The 22649-nt window shown below is 43.6% G+C and carries 24 protein-coding genes; 14 read left to right on the forward strand and 10 right to left on the reverse strand.

Translation table 11 applies throughout. From position 1 onward, the window contains the following. Positions 1 to 61: 61 nt before the first annotated feature. The 5 genes from DBX26_RS07190 to DBX26_RS07210 all read left to right on the forward strand — a co-directional run bounded on the left by DBX26_RS07190 (position 62) and on the right by DBX26_RS07210 (position 4730). Positions 62 to 541 (forward strand): porin family protein, encoded by a 480-nt coding sequence (locus tag DBX26_RS07190; protein WP_014231778.1) that lies wholly within the window; start codon positions 62 to 64, stop codon positions 539 to 541. Between the two features lie 229 nt (positions 542 to 770). Beyond that, complete coding sequence (locus DBX26_RS07195) at positions 771 to 1286, forward strand: porin family protein (RefSeq protein WP_014231779.1); 516 nt, start codon at positions 771 to 773, stop codon at positions 1284 to 1286. A 349-nt stretch (positions 1287 to 1635) separates the two neighbouring features. Further along, positions 1636 to 3219 carry a BCCT family transporter gene (locus DBX26_RS07200; protein ID WP_065296814.1) on the forward strand — a complete coding sequence of 528 codons (1584 nt, stop codon included), beginning with the start codon at positions 1636 to 1638 and terminating at the stop codon, positions 3217 to 3219. A gap of 120 nt (positions 3220 to 3339) precedes the next feature. Then, positions 3340 to 3729 (forward strand): ATP-binding protein, encoded by a 390-nt coding sequence (locus DBX26_RS07205; RefSeq protein ID WP_065302518.1) that lies wholly within the window; start codon positions 3340 to 3342, stop codon positions 3727 to 3729. A gap of 158 nt (positions 3730 to 3887) precedes the next feature. Then, positions 3888 to 4730: a DNA ligase gene (locus tag DBX26_RS07210; RefSeq protein ID WP_014231782.1), complete on the forward strand. Its 843-nt coding sequence runs from the start codon at positions 3888 to 3890 to the stop codon at positions 4728 to 4730. 13 nt (positions 4731 to 4743) lie between these two features. Here the strand turns inward: DBX26_RS07210 and DBX26_RS07215 are convergent, their stop codons facing one another. Both DBX26_RS07215 and DBX26_RS07220 read right to left on the reverse strand, forming a co-directional pair. Continuing rightward, positions 4744 to 5751 (reverse strand): DUF3080 domain-containing protein, encoded by a 1008-nt coding sequence (locus tag DBX26_RS07215; RefSeq protein ID WP_118118503.1) that lies wholly within the window; start codon positions 5749 to 5751, stop codon positions 4744 to 4746. A gap of 101 nt (positions 5752 to 5852) precedes the next feature. Beyond that, positions 5853 to 7223 carry an MATE family efflux transporter gene (locus tag DBX26_RS07220; protein ID WP_118118506.1) on the reverse strand — a complete coding sequence of 457 codons (1371 nt, stop codon included), beginning with the start codon at positions 7221 to 7223 and terminating at the stop codon, positions 5853 to 5855. Positions 7224 to 7512: 289 nt separating this feature from the next. Here DBX26_RS07220 and DBX26_RS07225 point away from each other — a divergent pair, with 289 nt between their 5' ends. Then, positions 7513 to 8124 carry a riboflavin synthase subunit alpha gene (locus tag DBX26_RS07225; RefSeq protein WP_118118508.1) on the forward strand — a complete coding sequence of 204 codons (612 nt, stop codon included), beginning with the start codon at positions 7513 to 7515 and terminating at the stop codon, positions 8122 to 8124. 62 nt (positions 8125 to 8186) lie between these two features. On the opposite strand, the gene DBX26_RS07230 is transcribed toward DBX26_RS07225, so the two are convergent. Both DBX26_RS07230 and DBX26_RS07235 read right to left on the reverse strand, forming a co-directional pair. Continuing rightward, positions 8187 to 8381, reverse strand: a complete 195-nt coding sequence (locus DBX26_RS07230; RefSeq protein ID WP_014231786.1) for a CPXCG motif-containing cysteine-rich protein — start codon at positions 8379 to 8381, stop codon at positions 8187 to 8189. Positions 8382 to 8612: 231 nt separating this feature from the next. Next, complete coding sequence (locus tag DBX26_RS07235) at positions 8613 to 9479, reverse strand: fructosamine kinase family protein (protein ID WP_118118510.1); 867 nt, start codon at positions 9477 to 9479, stop codon at positions 8613 to 8615. A 224-nt stretch (positions 9480 to 9703) separates the two neighbouring features. Here DBX26_RS07235 and DBX26_RS07240 point away from each other — a divergent pair, with 224 nt between their 5' ends. The 3 genes from DBX26_RS07240 (at position 9704) to DBX26_RS07250 (ending at position 12142) form a co-directional block, all read left to right on the forward strand. After that, positions 9704 to 10678, forward strand: coding sequence for a response regulator (locus DBX26_RS07240; RefSeq protein ID WP_024372671.1), 975 nt, complete (start codon positions 9704 to 9706; stop codon positions 10676 to 10678). Next, on the forward strand, positions 10678 to 11640 hold the full coding sequence (locus tag DBX26_RS07245) for a GGDEF domain-containing protein (RefSeq protein ID WP_014231789.1): 963 nt from the start codon (positions 10678 to 10680) through the stop codon (positions 11638 to 11640). The genes DBX26_RS07240 and DBX26_RS07245 overlap by 1 nt, the downstream gene beginning before the upstream one ends. Before the next feature lie 157 nt (positions 11641 to 11797). Further along, complete coding sequence (locus tag DBX26_RS07250) at positions 11798 to 12142, forward strand: DUF3802 family protein (RefSeq protein ID WP_014231790.1); 345 nt, start codon at positions 11798 to 11800, stop codon at positions 12140 to 12142. A 52-nt stretch (positions 12143 to 12194) separates the two neighbouring features. Here DBX26_RS07250 and DBX26_RS07255 read toward each other — a convergent pair whose 3' ends face one another. Beyond that, entirely contained in the window at positions 12195 to 12686 is a 492-nt protein-coding gene (locus DBX26_RS07255; protein WP_014231791.1) for an NlpC/P60 family protein, read from the reverse strand. A gap of 140 nt (positions 12687 to 12826) precedes the next feature. Here DBX26_RS07255 and DBX26_RS07260 point away from each other — a divergent pair, with 140 nt between their 5' ends. After that, positions 12827 to 14833 carry a methyl-accepting chemotaxis protein gene (locus DBX26_RS07260; protein WP_118118512.1) on the forward strand — a complete coding sequence of 669 codons (2007 nt, stop codon included), beginning with the start codon at positions 12827 to 12829 and terminating at the stop codon, positions 14831 to 14833. 311 nt (positions 14834 to 15144) lie between these two features. After that, positions 15145 to 15525: a hypothetical protein gene (locus tag DBX26_RS07265; protein ID WP_118118514.1), complete on the forward strand. Its 381-nt coding sequence runs from the start codon at positions 15145 to 15147 to the stop codon at positions 15523 to 15525. Between the two features lie 46 nt (positions 15526 to 15571). On the opposite strand, the gene DBX26_RS07270 is transcribed toward DBX26_RS07265, so the two are convergent. Next, positions 15572 to 16405, reverse strand: coding sequence for a sterol desaturase family protein (locus tag DBX26_RS07270; protein WP_118118516.1), 834 nt, complete (start codon positions 16403 to 16405; stop codon positions 15572 to 15574). A gap of 139 nt (positions 16406 to 16544) precedes the next feature. Here DBX26_RS07270 and DBX26_RS07275 point away from each other — a divergent pair, with 139 nt between their 5' ends. The 3 genes from DBX26_RS07275 (at position 16545) to DBX26_RS07285 (ending at position 19051) form a co-directional block, all read left to right on the forward strand. After that, complete coding sequence (locus DBX26_RS07275; protein WP_065297656.1) at positions 16545 to 17294, forward strand: tRNA-uridine aminocarboxypropyltransferase; 750 nt, start codon at positions 16545 to 16547, stop codon at positions 17292 to 17294. Positions 17295 to 17469: 175 nt separating this feature from the next. Beyond that, on the forward strand, positions 17470 to 18378 hold the full coding sequence (nagK, locus tag DBX26_RS07280) for an N-acetylglucosamine kinase (protein ID WP_118118518.1): 909 nt from the start codon (positions 17470 to 17472) through the stop codon (positions 18376 to 18378). Positions 18379 to 18565: 187 nt separating this feature from the next. Then, on the forward strand, positions 18566 to 19051 hold the full coding sequence (locus tag DBX26_RS07285) for a DUF6515 family protein (protein WP_118118520.1): 486 nt from the start codon (positions 18566 to 18568) through the stop codon (positions 19049 to 19051). A 70-nt stretch (positions 19052 to 19121) separates the two neighbouring features. Here DBX26_RS07285 and DBX26_RS07290 read toward each other — a convergent pair whose 3' ends face one another. The 4 genes from DBX26_RS07290 to DBX26_RS07305 all read right to left on the reverse strand — a co-directional run bounded on the left by DBX26_RS07290 (position 19122) and on the right by DBX26_RS07305 (position 22611). After that, on the reverse strand, positions 19122 to 19388 hold the full coding sequence (locus DBX26_RS07290; RefSeq protein ID WP_014231798.1) for a DUF2960 domain-containing protein: 267 nt from the start codon (positions 19386 to 19388) through the stop codon (positions 19122 to 19124). A 163-nt stretch (positions 19389 to 19551) separates the two neighbouring features. Then, positions 19552 to 21330, reverse strand: a complete 1779-nt coding sequence (locus DBX26_RS07295; protein WP_118118522.1) for a bifunctional molybdopterin-guanine dinucleotide biosynthesis adaptor protein MobB/molybdopterin molybdotransferase MoeA — start codon at positions 21328 to 21330, stop codon at positions 19552 to 19554. After that, positions 21327 to 21914, reverse strand: coding sequence for a molybdenum cofactor guanylyltransferase MobA (gene mobA / locus DBX26_RS07300; RefSeq protein WP_020333260.1), 588 nt, complete (start codon positions 21912 to 21914; stop codon positions 21327 to 21329). Before mobA ends, DBX26_RS07295 begins: the two co-directional genes overlap by 4 nt. Continuing rightward, a complete protein-coding gene (locus tag DBX26_RS07305) occupies positions 21892 to 22611 on the reverse strand; it encodes an energy-coupling factor ABC transporter ATP-binding protein (protein WP_020333261.1) in 720 nt (239 codons plus the stop codon). Before DBX26_RS07305 ends, mobA begins: the two co-directional genes overlap by 23 nt. Positions 22612 to 22649: the final 38 nt, after the last annotated feature.

Here is a 22649-nt window from a genome sequence, read left to right on the forward strand (position 1 = left end):
TATTTGCAGTGTCTACGTCAGATTGATAAGACGTAGGAATGAAAAGAGTAAAAGGTAAATGATGAAAAAAACTCTATTAGCAGTGGCACTACTTAGCGCATCTTCTGCAGCAATGGCAGATTCTTGGATTTACGGTGGCGCATCTGTAGGTCAGTCTGATTACAAAGGCGAGACGGATACATCATACTCAGTACATGTAGGTACAGGTATTCTTCCAATCATCGGTATTGAAGCTGGTGTGACTCAACACGGTGAATTTAACGTTGACGGTCGCGATACAAAACTTACCTCTTACTACGCAGCACTAAAGCCAAGCATCGACTTCGGCCCGCTGCACATTTACGCAAAAGGTGGTATCCACCAATGGGATAAAGAAGTGAAAGGCGGTAGCGACGATGACGACTTCGATCTAATGTACGGTGTTGGTGCTGAATACTTCATCTTTGGCCCACTTTCTGTGGGCGCAAGCTACATGAACTACACAGCAGATAAAGACGATATCGGTACGTTCTCTGTGAATGCATCTTTGCACTTCCTATAATTTTCGACATATCCGAGAGTTATAAAACACCGGCTTTAAGCCGGTGTTTTTGTTTCTGATAGTGACTTCGACTTGCTTCTCTGTCTGAATTGATATCACACTACAACGAATTGAATATAAATTATTCATTCTTTGATCTTAATTTCTCTATACCTTCCAATATATAGTGCTCATTAAACTATGACCTAGGAGCGTGAAATCACGCAGACTTACAAAGGATGGTATGACTATGAAAACAAAACTCTCGATATTGGCTTTGGCGTTGTGTTCAACGTCTGCGTTCGCGGATTCGTGGCTATATGCTGGCGGACAAATCGGTCAATCTGATATTGAAGGCGAAAGTGATACAACCTACGGCTTACACGTTGGTACGGGGATTTTGCCGCTAATCGGTATCGAAGCGGGTTACTTTAACCACGGCAAAGTTGGACTGAATGTGGATGGAACCAAAGGCGATGGGGATTTCTCTTCACTCTATTTAGCGGTTAAGCCAAGCATCGATTTTGGCCCGTTCCATATTTATGCCAAGGGTGGCATCAATGCTTTTAACGTTGACTATAAAGGTTCATTAAGTGCTATCGATAAAGATGATGGCGTCTCTTATATGTATGGTGTCGGTGCAGAGTACTTTTTGCTAGATAACATCTCAGTTGGAGCAAGTTACCAGGCTTTTGGTGTTGATATCGATGGCGACAGCGATTCAGTTAGTAGCTTTACCGGCAACGTTACGTTCCATTTCTTATAAACATCTCGCCCAGGCAAATTCATTTCTTAGTTTTTGCGACAGCCATAAAACAGCCATAAAGTGGTCACTTGCGATTCAGCGAGGGCCACTTTTTTGTTTAGCGCCCACCCACAATATGAGAGCAATGGTTATTAAAGCCAGAGATGATCATTAGACATCATAGTGTTTATTTTGCTGTCATTGAAAATAATCTGTCTTTTAAATGCAATAAAAGCATCACTTTTGCATATTTTTGTGACTAATGTTAATATTCGTCGCGATTAAAAACTTTAGAGCTCAAATTATTGGAGGGCGTATTGGAGTTCTTCTCATTTGAGGAGCGTTTCAAATTAACGTTAAATTTGTATTTATGGATAAAGCTTCATTTAAAAAATATAGTATCGAGACAACAGATTATCAGGTAGGGCAGGATAACGTACAAAAGTGGGGATTTGACGTTCACAACCCTGTTTTCGGAATCAGTGCCGGTCTTATTGTTTTATGTCTTATTTCATTGCTTTTAGTTGACCCTAATACCGCTCGAGATGCTTTGAACGGTGTTAAAAACGGAATCATTGAGCAATTTGATGCGTTTTTCATGTGGTCAGCGAACTTCTTCGTATTATTCGCCGTTGTTTTACTGTTATCGCCGCTGGGAAAAATTCGCTTAGGTGGCAAAGACGCAACACCTGATCATTCAAGAGTATCTTGGTTATCCATGCTATTTGCTGCAGGTATGGGTATTGGTCTTCTGTTCTGGAGTGTTGCAGAGCCAACCGCGTACTTCACTGATTGGTGGGGAATGCCATTAAATGCGGAACCATACTCTGAAGAAGCAAAATCGTTGGCAATGGCTGCGACCATGTTTCACTGGGGTGTTCATGGTTGGGGTATCTACGCCCTAGTTGCACTAGCTCTTGCCTTCTTTGCATTTAACAAGGGCTTACCACTGTCACTACGTTCTGCTTTTTACCCAATTTTTGGTGACCGTGCATGGGGTTGGTTAGGTCATGTCATCGATATCCTGGCGGTGCTTTCGACGCTGTTTGGTCTGGCGACTTCATTGGGTTTGGGTGCTCAGCAAGCGACAAGTGGTATCAACCATGTATTTGGTCTTGATGGTGGTATCGGCACTCAAATGATCGTGATCGCCTTTGTGACCTTCATTGCGGTACTTTCGGTCGTTCGTGGTATCGATGGTGGTGTTAAGGTGCTTAGTAATGTCAACATGGTGGTCGCTTTTGCGTTGCTTATTTTCATTACCTTCATCAGCTTCGACACCGCCTTTACGTCAATTTTTGATACAACCAAAGCGTATATCGAGTACATCATTCCGCTGAGTAATCCTCACGGTCGAGAAGATGAAACTTGGATGCAAGGTTGGACTGTATTCTACTGGGCATGGTGGGTTTCTTGGTCGCCATTCGTCGGTATGTTTATCGCACGAGTATCGAAAGGTCGTACAGTACGAGAATTCATCTGTGCAGTTATTATCATTCCAACAGTGGTTACACTTATCTGGATGGCTATTTTTGGTGGCATTGCACTTGATCAGGTCGTGAATAAAGTGGGTGAGCTGGGGACAAACGGCCTAACGGACATTTCTCTGACTCTGTTCCATGTGTATGACCAACTGCCATACAGCTCGGTAATTTCGATTCTTTCTATCGGCCTGATTTTGGTGTTCTTTGTAACATCGTCGGATTCCGGTTCTTTGGTAATCGATAGTATTACAGCTGGCGGTAAAATTGATGCACCAGTACCTCAGCGAATTTTCTGGGCATGTATTGAAGGGGCAATCGCGGCGGTTATGCTTTGGATCGGCGGTAAAGAAGCCTTGCAGGCACTACAGTCTGGTGTTGTCGCAACAGGCTTGCCGTTTACGTTAGTTTTGTTGGTAATGTGTGTCAGCTTGGTTAAGGGTTTAAGAACCGAACTACCTGCATACAAATAGTCTATCTGAAACACACGTCTTCAATGCCGAGCTTTGTAAGCTCGGCATTTTTATTTGTTCTTTCCTTTTTAATAAATTCATTTAGAGTTTGTGCGTCGCCAACTTCAAAATTGTCAAATCATGTCTATCAATAAGCTCATTCTAATTCGTGGTCTTCCGGGATCTGGAAAAACAACTCTGGCTAAACAGCTGATACCAATGCTCGATGCGAAACATTTTGAAGCGGACATGTACTTTGAAAAAGAAAGTGGGGAGTACCACTTCAATCCACAGCAACTTCCTCAAGCTCATGAGTGGTGTTTCCGTCAAGCTCGAAGATGGTTAAACCAAGGTAAAACCGTCATAGTGAGCAATACTTTTGTTCGCCTCTGGGAAATGAAGCGGTATCTGGATTACTGTAAAAAGAAGGGTATCGAGGTCGAGATAAAAGTGTGTGATGGTGAATATCAGAGCATTCACGATGTCCCAACGGCAACGATCGAGAAGATGCGACACCAGTGGCAGGATTAAGCGCAAGCAACAATCAAACCTTGTCTAAAGATCAGTCTTAAATTTGCAGAGTCTTACTGACAATCATTGTTGTGAGTCGAAGAATAATTACTGACAAATAGGTTATCGAAGAAAGTTGCGCTTCAATATGGGAGATTTTTTGAACAAGGTTCCTCCCTATGCCCATAAAAATGACATTGATCGCACTCGCCATTATGGCATCCACGCACGTTCAAGCCCATCCAACTGTCGCGCCTTTAGTCTCGCTAGCAGAAACCTATCAAGATGGGATTGATGTGTCGCAATACTGGTACAGTGAAAAACTGGATGGTATTCGTGCTTACTGGACGGGGCAACACCTTGTAACACGTAATGGAAACCGGATACACGCTCCTAAGTGGTTTACAGCACCATTGCCAGATTACCCTCTGGATGGTGAACTTTGGGCCGGGCGAGGTAATTTTCATTTGGTCCAGCAAACGGTTTTGGACAAAACACCGGTCGACAGCGCGTGGAAGAAAGTAGATTTTATGTTGTTTGATATGCCTTACTCTGCGGGCGATTATCGGAAGCGCTATTACAATATCCAAAACTTGGTGTATGAGCTGGATGAGCCACACATTAAGTACGTCGAGCATATGACTATTCAAGATGAAGAGCACTTATTTAGCCAATTAGACAAAATCGCGTTAGCTGATGGTGAAGGTGTCATGTTACGCAAGGTGTCTAGTCGTTACCAAGCGGGCCGGGGCAGTGATTTACTTAAGTTAAAACGTTTTGCCGATACAGAAGCACAAGTGATCGGACATAAGCCTGGAACTGGTCGCTTGTTGGGAATGATGGGCGCGATTCTGGTTCGTATGCCTGATGGTACAGAGTTTTATATTGGTAGTGGATTTACAGACGAGTTGCGTCGAAACCCACCACAATTGGGTTCGATTATCACATTTAGGTACAACGGGTTTACTCATAACGGAAAACCGAAATTTGCCCGATTTTTGCGCGAGCGTTCTAAAGAGTAGCCTTGCTCGATTCTTACTTATCGACGTTCCCCACTGTCACACCACAACGCTTAAAAAGACCCTGCCAGAACTGTATGTGCTCCAGGGTTCTTTTTCTGAACGTGTTGTGAGCATCCATCAGTCCGTATGACTCGCCATGAAGGTCTATTCTTTTTTCGATTAAGTTAACGCTATTGTCCAAGCGTTGGTATGTACTGTCCAAATAGGCCAGATATGGTTGTACTTCTTTCACGTAAATGGATTGAAAAACGTTATTTAAGTAACGAAACGTTGTGATATCTCGATTCTTGCCGCAAATAATCTTACTTTGATTTGTGTTGAGCAATTGGGTGGTTTCATTTAGCCAATGGGAAGCGTTTACGAGAGAGTAGTAAAGTCGACCCATAAGGCGAGACTTCTCCAGCACTTCCTGGTATTGCACGATATGAATATCCGGTAATCGAGAGATAGTCTTGTTAGGCGTTTCATACATATTACCTAAGAGGTTAAAAGCTTCGCTCACCATCGCAATTTGGTTTTTGTTATCGACAGATAGCCAATCAGAGGCTGTGAGTTGTTTTTGCATCGTCTCACTGGAAAATAACAGGTTATCAAGGTGAGTATGCAGGTGACTCCATTTCTGACCGTACAATAGAGTTAGAGTCTGTCGTTCATCATCGCTAATTGGAAAGTCATTCAGGCATGAATTCAAAGTCCTGAGTAACGATGTCTGATAATCTAAATCGTGAAAAGCATCCTGTACTTTACCTAGTTGTGAATTTTTGTCTGCCAAAAGATTAAATAAGCCACACTGACGAAGTTGGTAGCTTTCCAACAGCCCGAGTGTCAGTCTGGGTAATGGCTGAAAAAGCTCTCGTCGAGGAGGAATGGTGATGGCGGGCAGAGAAGTTATCTCAACGCTTGAAACGTCCAATACATTCGCCAAGCGTTGATGGTATTTATCCAGCAGCGCTTGTTCCGGGTTGAATAAGTCGGTACAACCTGAGAGCAATGTTATTGAGAACAATAGGGTTAGACGCACACTGTTCCTTTCTAATCACTGAGTTGGCTTGGTATAAAAGTATACCTGACTAAGGTTCGGTTCGATCAAAAAAGCCAGCGATTGCTGGCTTTTACAGGAGATTATTGTACCGAAAAGTTCAATTGAACCTCTGGCTTTTGGTGGTGCATCCAACGTAACCTGACGCCAAGCAACAGAGCGGCAGACGACAGGCCAACAATAAAGCCGATCCAGAAACCTTGCGCGCCCATTGGCTCAACGATCCAGTTGGTACGGCCAAGGATGTAACCCATTGGTAAACCACAAATCCAATAAGCAACGAAAGTTCGATTAAAGATAGCTCGCATGTCTTTATACCCACGCAATGCACCTGCGGCGATCACTTGTACGGCATCGGTAAACTGATATATTGCAGCGAGTAACAATAGTTCCATCCCCAGTTTGATAACTTCTTGGTTGCTGGTATATAACTCTGCGACAAATTCACGGAATACTACCGTTAGAAATGCCGTCACAACTGTCATCGCGGTACCAACCATGATACCAACACGCGATGCCACTCGGGCGCCTGCTACACTTTCTTCTCCAAGTTTATGCCCGACTCGAATACTAACAGCGGCACCAATACTCATTGGCAGCATGAACACAAGAGTCGAAAAGTTAATCGCGACCTGGTGAGCTGCAACAATAATTGGACCAAGAGGAGACACCAGAAGTGCAACGACAGCAAACAGCGTTACCTCAAAAAATAGCGCGGCAGCAACAGGAAAGCCGAGCTTAAACAGACGAATTTGTGCTTTCAGTTGTGGTGGGTGGAATTCAGCAAAGATATTGATGTTCTTTAGTCGTTCCGACGTAACCACATAAAATAAGAGCAGCGCAAACATAATCCAGTAAACGATAGTTGTTGCGACGCCACAACCAACGCCACCAAGCTCTGGCGCACCAAACTTGCCGTAAACGAAAATCCAGTTCAATGGAATGTTGAGCAATAAACCAATAAAACCGATCACCATTGCTGGTTTAGTGAGTGACATCCCATCGGTAAAACTTCTCAAAGCCTGAAACAGGAGAAAAGCCGGCACCGCTAAAATGACAGCGTGAATATAGCCTATGGTTTTTTCAGCCATCAGCGCTTCTATATCCATAAACCCGAGGATAAGTTGAGTTTGCAATAGCACCACAATAATAGGAATGCTAACGAATAGCGCCATGGCGATGCCTTGCTGAATCTCGAAAGGTATTTTTACCCGACGACCAGAGCCGTTAAGTTGTGCAACAACAGGTACCAACGCCATTAACAAGCCAATGCCAAATAAAATCGATGGAAGCCAAATACTTGAAGCAACAGACACAGCTGCCATGTCAGTAGCACTTACGCCACCTGCCATTACCGTGTCCACAAACCCCATGCCTGTCTGAGCGACGGAAGCTATCAATACAGGGGTAGCCAATTTTATAAGACTCGACGCTTCTTCTTTATAGTGCTGCACGAAATACTCCAGGGCGCAAAGAGAGATTGAAATTGAAAGAATGAGAGAGCTCGAGAACAAAAGATGTGATGGACTGACCTAGTGGTTGATCTTAACCATGATAAGGTGGAAAAATGTCTCAGAGAGCCTCCGCGCAAATGATAAACAATTGTATCTTTATATGCCATACCTTTAACTGCATATTAACTTGAAAACAGTTTATAGTAGTCCGATAGAAGAAAGGTAAACGCGTAGAAATAAACATCTCTCGAGCGTTGTTTAGTAGAGATCAGATAAGTAGGTATAAACAATGTTTACTGGAATAGTACAGGGCACGGCAAAGGTCGTGAAAATCGAAAAGAAAGAGCGTTTTCAAACTCATGTGATCGAGTTAGATGGCTCCCTTCTTGACGGGTTAGAGATTGGGGCATCCGTCGCACATAATGGTTGCTGTCTGACCGTCACTCAAATCGACGGGAAGCACATTAGTTTTGATTTGATGCAGGCGACACTAGCATTAACCAATCTGGGTTTTCTCAGTGAGGGTGATAACGTCAATATCGAACGAGCGGCTAAATTTGGTGATGAAATTGGTGGTCACAATATGTCTGGTCATATTAGTTTGATGGCCACCATCGTTGACGTCATTGACACGCCAAATAACCGAACCATCTGGTTCGAGTTGTCTCAAGATTCAATGAAATACGTATTGGCCAAAGGGTATATTGGTATCGATGGCTGTTCGTTAACAATTGGCGAGGTAGAAGACAATCGCTTCTCTGTACATCTGATTCCTGAGACGTTGCAGAGAACTCTGTTTGGCGGTAGGAAAGTGACTGAACGTGTCAATATTGAGTTCGATCCACAAACTCAGGCTATTGTCGACACGGTCGAGCGTGTGCTGGCAGCGAAACAAATTTAAATATCAGTGATATTTGCCGTGATCGAAAAAAGGAGCGTTATTGCTCCTTTTTACGTTTTAGTTTATTCGTAGTTATCGTCAATAAACAGCTCTACTTTGTCGTTCAGTTCATCCACATGCATGTTGAGATGAATTGCATGACAACAGGCAGGGCAGTCATCATAAAACTCTTGGTCACCATTACTGGCGTCTAAAGTGATTCCTATTGAGTGCCCACAATGCGGACACTTTACGTGTCTTTCAGTATAGTTTTTCATACAACAACTCCTCGTATTGCAGGGCTTTTAAAACAATTTATTGTGGAAGCTCAGCCCTATCACTTACTTTGTCCCAACATCGAGAGATACTTAAATATTAAGTGTAGTTGTTGCTATTTGAATCGAAATAAGTACAAAACTTGACCCCAAACTCAACACTGAATCTGGGGTCAATTTTCAGAGTGATATCACTCGTAAATTTACATTATGCAACGTTTTAAGTATTTCAAATCAGACAGAAATAATTTTGTTAATGGTTAGCTGAGCTTGCTCTAAATAATGCCCGCCAAACAGGTTACAATGGTTAAGAACATGGTAGAGATTATAAATCTCTTTACGTTCCTGGTATCCAGGTAATAATGGCATAACTGATTCATATCCTTGATAAAATTCAGGCCTGAATCCACCAAAAAGTTCAGTCATCGCAATGTCGCACTCTCTGTCGCCCCAGTAGCATGCAGGGTCATAGCAAATAGGTCCGACAGGTGTCACGGCAGCATTACCATTCCATAAGTCACCATGCAGTAACGATGGCTCAGGTGTGTGATTAGACAAAAGCTGTTTCACGACGTTAACAAAGTCCTCAATATCGACCAAAGTTACGCCTTTTTCTTTCAGTAATTGTAATTGCCATCCTATGCGCTGCTCTGCAAAGAACATGCACCACTTCTTGTGCCACTGGTTAGGTTGTAGGGTTGAGCCCAAATAGTTGTCGGTATCAAATCCAAACTCTTTTTGTTCTCCCCATTGGTGTAATTGAGCAAGCTGTTGGCCAAACAAGAAGCTGTTTTGCGTATCTTCTAACGGTTTAGTTGGGAGGTAGTTAAGAATTAAGAAAGAGTTATTTTTTGTTTTGCCGACCAGTACGACCTCTGGAACAAATACGGTTGAAGTTTCACGTAACAGATGCAGGCTTTCGGCCTCTACTTGGAACTTAGACAAAAAATCACGATCGTTTATTTTAACGAAATAGCGTTGCTCGCCATCATTGATCATATAGCTTTCATTGATATCTCCACCAGAAAGGCGAACTTTTTCGTTGATTTGATATTCAAATAACAGCGTATCAGAAAGCTGTTGCGATATTGCTTGCCACATACAAAACCTCGCGAATCTGTTTGACCACCAATAGTTTAGGATAAACGACGAGAAATTGGCGCGTTGCTGCGCATACTTGAACAATAAATTTATGAATCTGCTGACGAAATTTGTATAAGTGTGAATCATATCGCTCATAAGTTTATGATTTATCGTCCTAGCAGATGGTTATATACCCACACAACATGTATTATAATTTTTTTGACTTTGGTTCCATTGATAGCATGAAAGTACTGATATGTGATGACTCAGCAATCGCAAGAAAACTGATTATAAGAACAATCGTGCAAAGTTCATCAATGCAGCTGATCGAAGCCCAAGATGGGTATGAAGCACTGAAGATTCTGGCGGAACAAAATATTGACATTATGTTCCTCGATCTCACTATGCCGATTATGGATGGTTTCGAAGTTCTAAAATCCTTACCAGTAAGCCGCTACAACACCCAGATAGTGATCATCTCTGGCGATGTCCAACAAGAAGCCCAACAGCGCTGCATCGAATTAGGTGCAAAAGCATTTATTGCAAAACCATTGTCTGAAGAGCAAGTGGCCCCGCTGTATGAGCAACTGGGAATGCAATACGCATTTAAGCCTACGGTAGAGCTCAGTCCTAAACAGCAAGTATTTGATGATCTCTCCTCGCTTGCGAAGTTTCGAGAAGTCGCGAATGTCGCCCTAGGAAAAGGGGCCGCCATCATGGCCGATCATTTGCGTGAGTTTATTCAGTTGCCTGTACCTCACGTTGGGCCACTAACATATGGAGAGCTCCATATGACGCTGGTTGATGTCATTCGCCGTGACGGTTCGATTGCGGTAGCACAACGGTTTGTTGGTGGTGGTATTCATGGTGAAGCATTAGTTTGTCTCAGAGGTAAACACATCGACCAGATAGGAGAGCGGCTAGGCTTTCAACTGGAGTTCACCAGCTATAACGAGATCATTCTTAATATCTCTAACTTGTTAGTGTCTTCGTTCTTAACGTCGTTAGGGTGCCAGTTAGACAAGCAGTTCTCGCTTCGCCAGCCGAGTATCATCGAAACCTTACCGACTTATAGTGAGCAGCAAGGTCAAAAAGGGGAGCTTTTTACGATTGAATATACATACATGGCGGAATCACTGGACTTTGAATGTGAAGTGCTCTTTCTGATAGACAAACCATCTGTAGAAATCATTTATGAAATCATGGAGTTAATCTGATGTCCGAAATCACGCTGGACATGGCTGACTTTCACTGGGTCACGCAAATCTTAGACACAATGGACTCTGGCCTTATTGTGCTGGATCGCCAGTATAAGGTCTGCGTGTGGAACAGCTTTATGCAATCCTACAGCGGTGTATTGTCGCAAGAAATTCTCGGTGAGAGTCTATTCGACCACTTTGAAGACCTGCCTAGAGCTTGGCTCGAGACAAAATTAAATACATCAGCCGACTTGGAAACTCGTTCATTTTCTAGTTGGGAAAATCGTCCGTACCTTTTTAAGTTTACTAACTTTTCACCGGTATCGAACAGCAGCACATTTATGTATCAGGATATCGTGATCACGCCGCTGCGCTCTCTTTCCGGAGAGATAAGCCATATCGCTATCCAAATAAACGATGTGTCTGAAACGGCACGAAGCCGTATTTATCTTAAAGAAACCAATCAACACCTTTCAGAAATCAGTCGTAAAGACGGTCTTACCGGTTTGTTTAATCGCGCTTATTGGGAACAATCACTCAAAGAAGAATTTACCCAAATAAAAGTCGTTGATGGGTCCTGTTCCCTGGTTATTTTCGATATTGACCACTTTAAACAAGTTAATGATAACTATGGTCACCCTGTTGGGGATGAAGTAATTCGTCGAACGTCAGCTCTGTTAAGAAAAACAGCCCGAAGCAGCGACATTTGTGGTCGTTTTGGCGGGGAAGAGTTCACAGTGTTGTTAAAAAATACCAATCAGGAACAGGCTAGTTATTTTGCAGAGCGGCTACGTAAACGCGTAGAACAAGAGACCGTGAAAGTTGAAGATTCTCTGATTAACTACACCGTCAGTATCGGCGTATGCGAATATAAGCCGCATTTTGAAAGCCATATACAATGGTTAAAAAGTGCAGACTCCGCTTTGTATCGTGCAAAAGAAAGCGGACGAAACCAAAGTTGTGTATTTGGTGACGACTAAATCGAGACGAGTTTCTATGTTGTTGGTTACTAGCTGTCCATTTGGCTCGTAAATACGCATTTCTATGACATAAGTTAGTGAAATTTCTTAGTAATGTCTTACTATTGATACAATTGTGCACCCAGCATTCTAGTCTTGACGTTAATGGAGAAATACAGTGGTTGTTGAAACGGATGGTTACCTTGCTCTTATCGAACACTTGTCGCTAAACCTTGATATCTTTACCACCGAGCGTGGTGATACAGGTTCAGAAAGTATCGAAGATGTGGTTACCGATATGGTGGCATCAAATATCATGATGATTTTTGAGCAAAACCCTGAACTTCATTCCAGTGTGCGTTTTAAGTTGTTAAAAGAAGCGGATGCCGTAGTAGAAGACTTGGGTGAAGTCCTCGCTGGAGTCTGGGGTAAGAAGGCGACCAATGAACAGATTACTTTTCTGGAAGAGTACGTCGCATTGGTGAAAAATCTTTTTGATAACGCAGTGGCGATTTACGACTAGAGGCTTAAGTTGTTTGAATCGTGAATTCTTATCGTTCAAAACGCTCGTGGCGTTACAATGTCACCCTTCTGATTTGCCAAAATTTTGATGCCCAGTAGGGGTTGTCAATCCGAGAAATAATGACGCCTTTCGATGTGGACGCGTGCATAAACTGCTTGTTACCCAAATAGATACCAACATGATATGTTGTTCTTCTGGTCTTAAAAAAGACAAGGTCCCCTTGTTTGGCTTCATTCCATCCTAATTCTACGCCTTGTTTAGATTGCTGCCTTGTCGTCCTTGGTAAAGCAAGTTGATACGCTTCCACAAAGGCCTTTTGCACAAAGGCAGAACAATCAATACCTGACTTTTGTGTCCCACCCAAGCGGTACGGAGTGCCGTGCCACTCGTTATAAAACTGCAGTAACTCCGGTTTGCTAGCCAAAGTTTTCGCAGGGGGAACTGTCACAGCCACGGCGTGCTCTGCTGGCTCAGGGCCCGACGAACAAGCTGTCATAAGTGTGCTGATTATCAAAGAGAAATAAATACGACGCAAATCATCCACCTACCATTCAAGTGATTAATACATGAAATATTATTGTCACAATCAATCCATACTATTGAACGCTTATCACGGTTTTATCAACTTTATGTGATGGACACGCAGTAAAACCGTTCAAACCTAAGAAAGAATAAAAATTGATTATGGCAACGCGCAAACGCTCACGCTTTTCACTCTCACTGATTCAGACGATCAGTGCAACATTTTTAACTATCATTGCACTTGTTATAGCTCTTTCTGCTTCAAGTTTCAAAGGAATGGGACAGATCGGAGAACAATTTGAAGATCTGTCTCAAAAAGCATTACCTATGGCAATGGCCAACGCCAAGTTAACCAGAAATGTTCTCGAGATCGTTAAATTGCTAAACCATGGAATGCAAGTTACCGAACCTAAAGAACTCCCTATAATTGAATCACAAATAGAAGCGTTAGCTATTCAATCTGAGGGCTTAACGGAAAAAACCTCTGGCGTTGCGGTTTCGCTTTCAAATGAATTAAAAACCAAAGTCGAAAACTTGCACAACATCACTCAAGCGATATTGCTAAAGCAGAAGGCAGTGATCCAGATTCAAACGGACATAAATTCTGCGGTTGGTGGGTTCCGCTACGGTCTAAGCTCTATCGGCCCGGAAATGAACCGCATCAGCTCTTTTTTGAGTGCAGACAATCCTCAATCAAGTGACGCTGCCAATCGGTTTATTGCTTCAGCAAGTTCGATGGAAAGTACCTTTTTAATGATGCTTACGCATACTGACCTAGAAAAAGCGGAAAAAGAATACCGTGAAATGCGAAACCGAATCGCAGGGATTAACCTCGCATACTCCGATTTCCAAGCACTGCACCCTGAAGTCAGTGACTATGCCAGTCTAACCGCGCCTTATGAAATGGTAAAAGCAGGCTTTACTGACAAAGGTATTCTGCATTTGATTCTTGCTAAACTGGAACAAAGCGAACAACAAAGAGCGGAATTTAAACAAGCTTCCCAGCTCGCTGACGAGACGATGCTGTTACTTGATCAGGTTTCACTCGCAGCTTCTGATTTGATTAATGAGAGAGAAAACGTCGTAAATACGACGATAAAAACCGTTAGCTTAATGGTCATTATCGCCGCTGTGGTCATCTCAATCATTATTTTCGCAACTTTGGTTGGTTTGAGAAGCTGGACGAATCGAGGACTAAAGTCGGTCCTTAGCCGATTATCCGCACTGACCGAACACGATTTCCGGGAGAAAGCCGATGAGGTGGGACCTGAAGAACTGAAAGAGGTGGCGCGTAAACTGAATCTGGTCATTGATTCCACCTATGATTCCATCTCTACGGTGACTCGAAATTGTGAGACACTTTATCAAACGGCGGAAATCAGCCATACCGCCGCAGAGCAAACTAACGAAGGACTCAGTAAACAAAATGAAGCCTTGGTGAGTATGGTCACTACCATTACACAGTTGGAAGCCTCGATACGAGAAATAGCCATGGTGACGAACGCTTCAGCCGAAGATGCTCTTGTGGCGACAACGCAAACCGAAAAAGGGGTTGAAGTTGTTGAACTAAATCGCGCTAGACTGGAGGCACTAGAGACGTCATTTACTATGAATGAACAGTCCATACTGGAGCTCGATGAGCGCGTGAAACAGATTCGCGAAATGGTCGATATGATCAGTGGTATTGCTGATAACACTAACTTGTTGGCCTTGAATGCTGCGATTGAAGCGGCGCGTGCAGGTGAGCAAGGGCGTGGTTTTGCGGTGGTAGCAGATGAAGTGCGTAAACTCGCCAGCGATACGTCGCAACAAACCACCAATATTCGGGCAATGATGAATGAGTTGACGACGGCGGCAGAGCGTTCTCGACGAGCCGTGAGCGATTCCCGGGAAGAAATGACGCATGCACTAGAATCGAGTCATGAAGTTAAATTGGTATTTTCCGACATCAATAACGCCGTTAAACTTATTCAAGAACGTGTTGAACAGATCTCTGTCGCGACAGAAGAGCAGGAGCGGGCAACCGCTGATGTGTCACAATCAATCGCACAAATATCGGAACAAGGCGAGCAAACAAAGCTACGACTAGAATCTATGGTTGAAAGCTCGGAACAAGTGGCAGAAATTGCTGGCCATCAACAAGCTATGCTTCATAAGTATGACTTGTAAATCATAAGTAAACCGACGACAAGCCAAGGCCGGGTCTATCGACGTCCTTGGCCTTTTTGTTCCCGTTTCGTATCCCAAGCATACTTACTAAGTCTTCCATGCCAAAGTTATTTGGAGATACATGCGCTCGCAGCGTGCGAATTTGATAACATGTAACTATCCTTGCAGTAGCAGCATGTTCGTAACCGAATACATTTCCAATTACTGGTCACGCATTAGGGCATGGTCGGTCCCAAAAATTGCCACAAAATTATAAATTGTTCGATTAGTTCTATATGCTCTTCGCTATTCACTAAAATAAGGAAACGATGATGGATAAATTCGTAGTGTTTCTCTTATGCCTTTTTTTGACGATTGGCGGTGCTGTACATATTTACGACAACATTGCCGATGGTTTATTACCTTATGATTTTGCACCGCGTTGGTTAAATATCTACTGGAGTATATTGGGCATTTTTGACCTGTTGGCAGTTTACCTTTTGATTCGATACCGCAGGGCTGGTCTGGTATTGATGTTGGTAATCTTGTTCACCAATGTGATTTTTAACTCTCACGCACATTACTCGTTGGAAATATTAGATAACAACACGGCTTTACAGATGAAGACGCTATTTTTAGGTTTTGCTATGGGCGTATCTATATGGCTTTGGAACGATCGTAAGAATCGACAGTCGCGCCAGATTTTCCGGTAATATTGTCATAATCAGTTTGTAAGGGAATGACCAAGAAAAACCAGCGTCATTCCAGTTCAATGTTATTTTTTGTCTTAACACGATAGCGGAATGGTTGGGTAAGAAGCTTATCCAGCCTCTGCTCCTGTTTGTCTCTGATGTCAGGTAAACCAATGACAACATGCTCATGCCCAAGCTCTGGTTGAGCGCGGTACGTCGAAAACATTCGATCCCACACAGACAAAAAGAATCCAAAGTTAGAATGCGTTTCTCTCGGAATGACGGAGTGATGGACTCGATGCATATCCGGAGTAACAATCGCTTTCCTTAGCCATGCATCTACAGGTAACGCAAGCTTCGCATTACTGTGATTAAACATAGCACTCGCGTTGAGAATAATTTCAAACATGACAATGGCGATTGGAGAGACGCCGAGCATAAACACCGCACCAATTTTAATCACCATGGAAATCAAAATCTCAATTGGGTGGAAGCGGGCACCCGTCGTTACATCAATATCCAAATCAGCATGGTGCATCCGATGAAGTTTCCACAATACAGGGACACGGTGGAAGATAACGTGCTGCACATAAATAATAAAATCGAGCAGGATGATTGAGAGCAAAACGTTTAACCAATCAGGCAACGACAGTAATTGGAATAGTCCCCACTGATGCTCGCTAGCAATAACGGCAGCCTGGAATGCCGCGATAGGCATGACTAACGCGATAACAACACTGTTGAGTGCGACGAGTGAGAGGTTGTTTACCCAACGAAAAGCGCGAGACACCGTCAATACTTTTCTGGGTAATACGTTTTCCCATAACGTGCAAAGCAGCAATACACCGACAAAGCAACCGAGCCTTATCCAAGCGGGGTCGTTAAATGCTGTTTCTGTCACAGAAGTTCCTCTCAGTTATCTATTCTGTCTGAACAGACCAAATTCAGTGCCAATTTCTTTCGGTATCTATACCTTACCTTGAGGCTAAGCGGTTATGCCAGTAGAATCGCGCTCTACTTTTTATTTGGCATTGCTACTCATGAGAATTCACGCTTTTCACCGTTTATATCAGCACCGTCAGTCTATCTCGACAAAGACTTTTAACGCGCGAGGCTGCAAAGTTATTCGCTGCCAATATTGTCAGGTCTCACAAGAGCACTGCCTGTGTGAACTACAGCCAAATATCAAATCCAATCTCGCTTGTATGTTGATTGTATCGGAAAACGAAGTGTTTAAGCCGAGCAATACGGGTCGCCTGATTGCCGATACCATTGAGGAAACCTACGTATATCAATGGAACCGGACGGAACCTTCCAATGAGATGCTCGCGCTATTAAAAAGTGATGACTATCAGCCGGTGATCATATTCCCGGAGGATTATGTCGATGACACTTCACGATTGATGGACAGCCTGAGCCCTGAGCTCTTAAGAACACCTGAAAGCAGCAACAAGAAATGGCTGTTGATTTTTATTGATGGCAGCTGGCGTGAAGCGAGAAAAATTTTCCGCCGTTCTGACTATCTACAATCGTTACCGGTATTATCGATACAACCAGAAACACTCTCTGAATACATCATGCGACGTTCTGAGAACGAGCAGCATCTCTCAACGGCTGAAGTTGCCACTTTAGTGCTTAAACAGGCAGGTGAACACCAAGCTTCAGAGTGTCTCCAATTGTGGTTCGAAGCTTTTAGAGAAACCTACATGTTGACCAAAACACGGGTCAAAACGGATCCCAGCCGTCCGCATCTACATCGTTTCAAAGCGTGGGCAAAAACTGAGAACTGACTCTAAGGAATGAGTTTTTGTTGATCGCTTGTTGTTCAACTGGCTTAAGTGAGAGGATAAATCTGGATTTGGTCACGGTTTGTAGGCGTATAGATATGGATAATGCCAGAAGTTTATCTTTTTGACTCCACTAAATTTTTGGGAGTCCTGTTCGCACTTTTTAGGAGAGAATTGCATGTATTATGGCTTTGATGTCGGTGGCACAAAGATTGAGTTTGGTGCATTTAACGAAAAGCTTGAGCGTGTAGCAACTGAGCGTGTACCAACACCAACTGATAACTATGAACTATTGGTTGACACTATCGCTGACCTTATTAGTAAGTACGACGCTGAATTTAGCTGCGAAGGTACCATTGGCCTGGGTCTTCCGGGAATGGAAGATGCTGATGATGCAACCGTATTGACAGTAAATGTACCCGCAGCGAAAGGCAAACCACTACGTGCAGATCTAGAAACGAAAATCGGTCGCTCTGTGAAGATCGAAAACGACGCAAACTGTTTCGCACTTTCAGAAGCTTGGGATGAAGATCTACAAGGTGAGCCATCTGTACTGGGTTTAATCTTGGGTACCGGTTTTGGTGGCGGCTTTATTTATGAAGGCAAAGTTTTCTCAGGTCGTAACCACGTAGCGGGAGAGGTTGGCCATATGCGTCTTCCTATCGATGCATGGTTCCACCTAGGTGACAATGCGCCATTACTTGGTTGTGGATGTGGCAAGAAAGGTTGTCTTGATAGCTACCTATCCGGCCGCGGATTTGAGCTGATTTATGCGCATTACTTCGGCGAGCAGAAAAAAGCGATCGATATCATCAAAGCGTATGGTGAAGGTGATGCTTCAGCAGTTGAACACGTTGAGCGCTTTATGGAACTTCTGGCGATTTGTTTGGGTAACATCTTTACCGCAACAGATCCAAATGTTGTAGTACTGGGCGGTGGTCTTTCTAACTTCGATCTTATTTACGAAGAGATGCCAAAGCGTATTCCAAAACACCTGCTTTCTGTAGCGAAATGTCCAAAAATCATCAAAGCAAAACACGGTGATTCAGGTGGCGTTCGCGGCGCAGCATTCTTAAACATCAAGTAAATAGTTAGCTTGGTTTAACATTTAGAATTGAATAAAAGCCCTGTTGCTAATTGCGCAACAGGGCTTTTTTTTGCGTAGACTTTGTCAGGAAACCGTCTTTACCGAGCTTTACACTTCATTTACGTCACTTGAACTAGCCTCTGGTAAGATTTCTTTAAATCTTAGAGATTAATTAACGGGGATGACTATGTTTAACGTTTCAATATTTCGTAACGGTGCCATTGCGTTGGTACTGATGAGTATGGTGGCCCCATCTTTTGCGAAGCAAGCGCCGGGACATGGGCATGACCATCAAGCCCCGAGCAAAGTTGTTGTAGTAAAGCCAGACCATAGACCGAGCTATAAGGCTCCGTCACATCGTTCGTATCATCATAGCGGATTGCCTTCTACGGCCGCAATTTTAGCGATTGCGGGAATTACGTATGCGATTATCGATAACGCTTATTACAAGCAAAGTGGCGACCAGTACATTTATGTTGAGCAGCCACCTGTATCCTCGTCTCAGCAAGTCAATTCCGTAAGCAGCAGTCTATCGGGTCAGGTTGTAAATTCACTCCCAAGTGGTGTAGTGAGAGTAACGGTGGATGGTGCTACCTATTATGTCCGAGGCAATGACTGGTATGCGCCAATTGCAGGGACGAGTAAGTTTGTGGTTGTTGCGCCTCAGCTCTAAACTCGAAAAAAATCCAAGCGGATACAAAAAAGCTCGCGTTAAATCGCGAGCTTTTGCTATTTGGTAAAAGCTATTTATTCTTTTTACCAACACCCAAGTTTTCCTTTTGGGCCAGAGTGATTTTAGTAAAACCAAGTTTTTTAAAGTGGTTATCACGATAGTTTCGAACGGCTTTGGTATCAGAAATCGCTTCGATTTGCTGTTCCATTTTTAGGAACTCAGAAATATCAATACCTTCTGCTTCAGCAACGGCTTCATGAATATTGCGATGTTGCTGGTAAGAGAACGTCAGTTCTTTGTCTTCGTTCTTGTATGTGTAAAGAATGGTGCGAGCCATAATAATCTCTCGAATAGTGTGTTAATGCTTTCAGTGAAATTGAGCCATACCTACCGTAAGCAGTGATGGATATTTGATATGGAGTACCAACCTCAAACTCCACTAAAAACGAAAGGCCAGCACAGCTGACCTTTGTAAAATCGTTGCTAGTAACCTATTGGGGCTAGATTCTGCCTTGAAGAGGGATGATTGTCACGTTTTCTCCCACTTTAACTGTATCGATAGCAGTGGATATTTCGATTAGACAATTCGCTTCACTCATCGAACGCAAAATACCGGAGCCTTGCTTACCCGTCGTGCGAACAGTGAGGCGACCGGTTTCGTCTAGCTGATAGAATCCGCGGCTAAACTCAGTTCTGCCTTGGCGAGAGCGTAAGTTTTCCGTTGCAACCGCGTTGACTTTTAATGGTTGCCAGCCTTGTTCTCCCTGCATTTTACGGATTGCAGGCTCAACGAAGTTGATGAACGATACCATTACGGCAACAGGGTTACCCGGTAAACCAAAAAACGGCTTACTGTTAATTTGGCCAAACGCAAGTGGGCGACCAGGGCGCATGTTAATACGCCAAAAGTCAATTTGTCCCAACTTTTCCAGAGCTAACTTAATGTAGTCCGCGTCACCAACAGACACGCCACCAGATGTCATTACCATGTCTGCTTGCTGGGATGCTTGCTCCAATGCTTCGATCATCTGTTGTTCATTGTCTTCCAGAATACCAAAATCCAAAATTTCACACCCGAGCTGTTCGAGCATACCCATAATGGTAAATCGGTTTGAGTCGAAGATTGAATTAGGCTTCTGCTCAGTGCCTGGCGCTTGCACTTCGTCACCCGTTGAGAAGATTGCGACTTTGAGTTTACGAAAGACACTTGCTTGCCCGAAACCAAGAGAGGCGATCATCCCCATTTCCGGAGAGGCGAGGCGAGTACCAGAGGTAAAGACGTTACTGCCAATTTCAAGATCTTCACCAGCTTGACGAACGTTCTGACCCGCTTTTATGCCTGAAGTATTAAACGTTACCTTGTCACCAGTTTGTATGGCTTGTTCGCGCATCACCACCGTGTCACCATTAACCGGAGTTGGTGCTCCCGTCATGATTTTAACCGCTTGCCCCATTTGCAACGGTTTATCGTAAGCATGCCCAGCAAGAACTTCTGCCATCACTTGGTAACTCTCTCGCTCAAGGTCGTCACTGCGAATAGCATAACCATCCATTGCCGAGTTTGTGTATTGAGGCACGTTAACCGGAGAAACGATGTCATCAGCCAATACTCGACCGTAACTACGTTCAACATCGCATAGTTCAATGTCAGTCAAGGAAGGCACTAAAGAGAGAATTTTCTCTCGGCCTTGCTCCACAGATAGGAAAGCAGGGGATAAGGTATCACAGCACGCGGCTTCTTTGTCTTTCGATTTTGGTTGTTTCGCTGCGTTGACATACTGAAGTACAAACTCCGCGATAGCATCCAAATCGTTGATGTTCATCTGCGGTAATTCGGATTCCAGCTCACCACTGTCGGAGGCAATCGCAATGATGTTTTCATCAGAAGGGTAAAGCCAAGGTTTGCCGACTTCTTCTCGGTGAAGTTCGATTTTTGGAAAGGCGATGTTTTTACAACCTTCAACCAGAACAACATCTAACTTGTCTTCATCAAAACGAGTCAACAGGTATTCGAACTCTGCCTCAGCATCCGGAGTTTCTGTCATCAAAGCAAAACGGTTACGGGATGCGATCAACATTTGTGAAGCGCCAGCCTTGCGTAATCGATAGCTGTCTTTACCTGGCTTATCGACGTCAAAGTTGTGGTGCGCGTGTTTCAACATGCCAATACGTAAACCAGCTTCGGTCAGTTTTGGTAACAGTGCTTCTAGCAACGTAGTTTTACCAGTACCTGAGTATGCGGCAAAACCAAGAATAGGGATATTTAGCGTGTGTTTCATGATTCTAATTGTCCAAATTGCGCCAGTTCTTCCGGAGTGTTTAAGTTGACGAAACAGTTTGGTGAGTCACTGAAATCAACGTAGCTGGTGTGACATTCTTTATAAAGCAAAATGATTTTTCGATCGCCACGCTCTAAAAATGCCGTCAGTTTTGGCAGTACGCGCTTATGGTACATAGTGAAAACTGGTTGCTGGTGATCACCATCGTGCGCGACCAATATGTCGGTGTCATCTTTGACCGCCTGACAAAAGCGTTCGACTAAATCGGTATTAATTTGTGGACTGTCACATGGAACAAATCCGACCCAATCCGTTTGCGCGTGCATTAATCCGGCATGAATGCCACCCATCGGCCCCGGATAATCTTTGAACTGGTCACTGAAGACGAAACCAAACTGACGGTAAGCGTCTTGGTTTCGATTGGCATTGATTAAAATGCTTGGTGTTTGTGGTGATAGACGTTCTATGACGTGTTTGATGAGTGGTTTGTGATTTAGCTCTATCAGGCCTTTATCTTTTCCACCCATGCGGCTGGCTTGACCGCCAGCTAAGATGACCCAACTAGTTTGTGTTGGTTGAAGCATATGCATTCTCTTGGGAGTTTTCTTTTGGTATGACATATAACAGAGGTGACTCTACCAAAGTCTTGTTTTTAATCCACCACTGTTTTTTACATAAATCGGTTAGCGCGTTGGTTTGATGGCTCGTGATCACGATACTAGAGCCACGATCTAAAAGATCTTTGGCCATTACGACTAATCGCTCGATCGATTCGGCGTCTAGTGAAGCACTTGGCTCATCCATCAATAAAATCGACGGTTTTAAGATCCATGCTCTCGCCATGGCAACACGCTGCTTTTCGCCACCTGACAATACAGAGATATGTTCATCGGCTAAGGTTTCCAAACCTACCATGCGTAGCGCGTTGATAACTTGCGCTCGCTTATCTTTTGCGTTGTCCTGCTGATATTTCACGCCATAAACAACGTTTTCGTAAACGCTGCCGTCAAATAGGTAAGGAGATTGATGGAGGTAAATAACATCGACACGACCATTTCGGCGGGTCAGTTTTTTCAGCCAGGTATCTTTAGGTGCGGCTACAGTGCCGGTTGATGCTTTCAAAAGACCGGCTAGAATTTTCAGCAGTGTTGTTTTTCCGACACCGTTATCGCCTTTAAGATAAATCGCATCGTTTGGTCCAATCGTTAACTCGGGAATGTGAAAGAGCACGCGCTCTTTAAAGCGCATGGACAATTGTTCGGCGGTAATTTTTATAGTCATAGTACGCCTCTACAGAGAATAGAAAACGAGTCGATCAT

This window comes from Vibrio sp. dhg, from assembly GCF_003443775.1.
Classification (GTDB): Bacteria; Pseudomonadota; Gammaproteobacteria; order Enterobacterales; family Vibrionaceae; genus Vibrio; species Vibrio natriegens.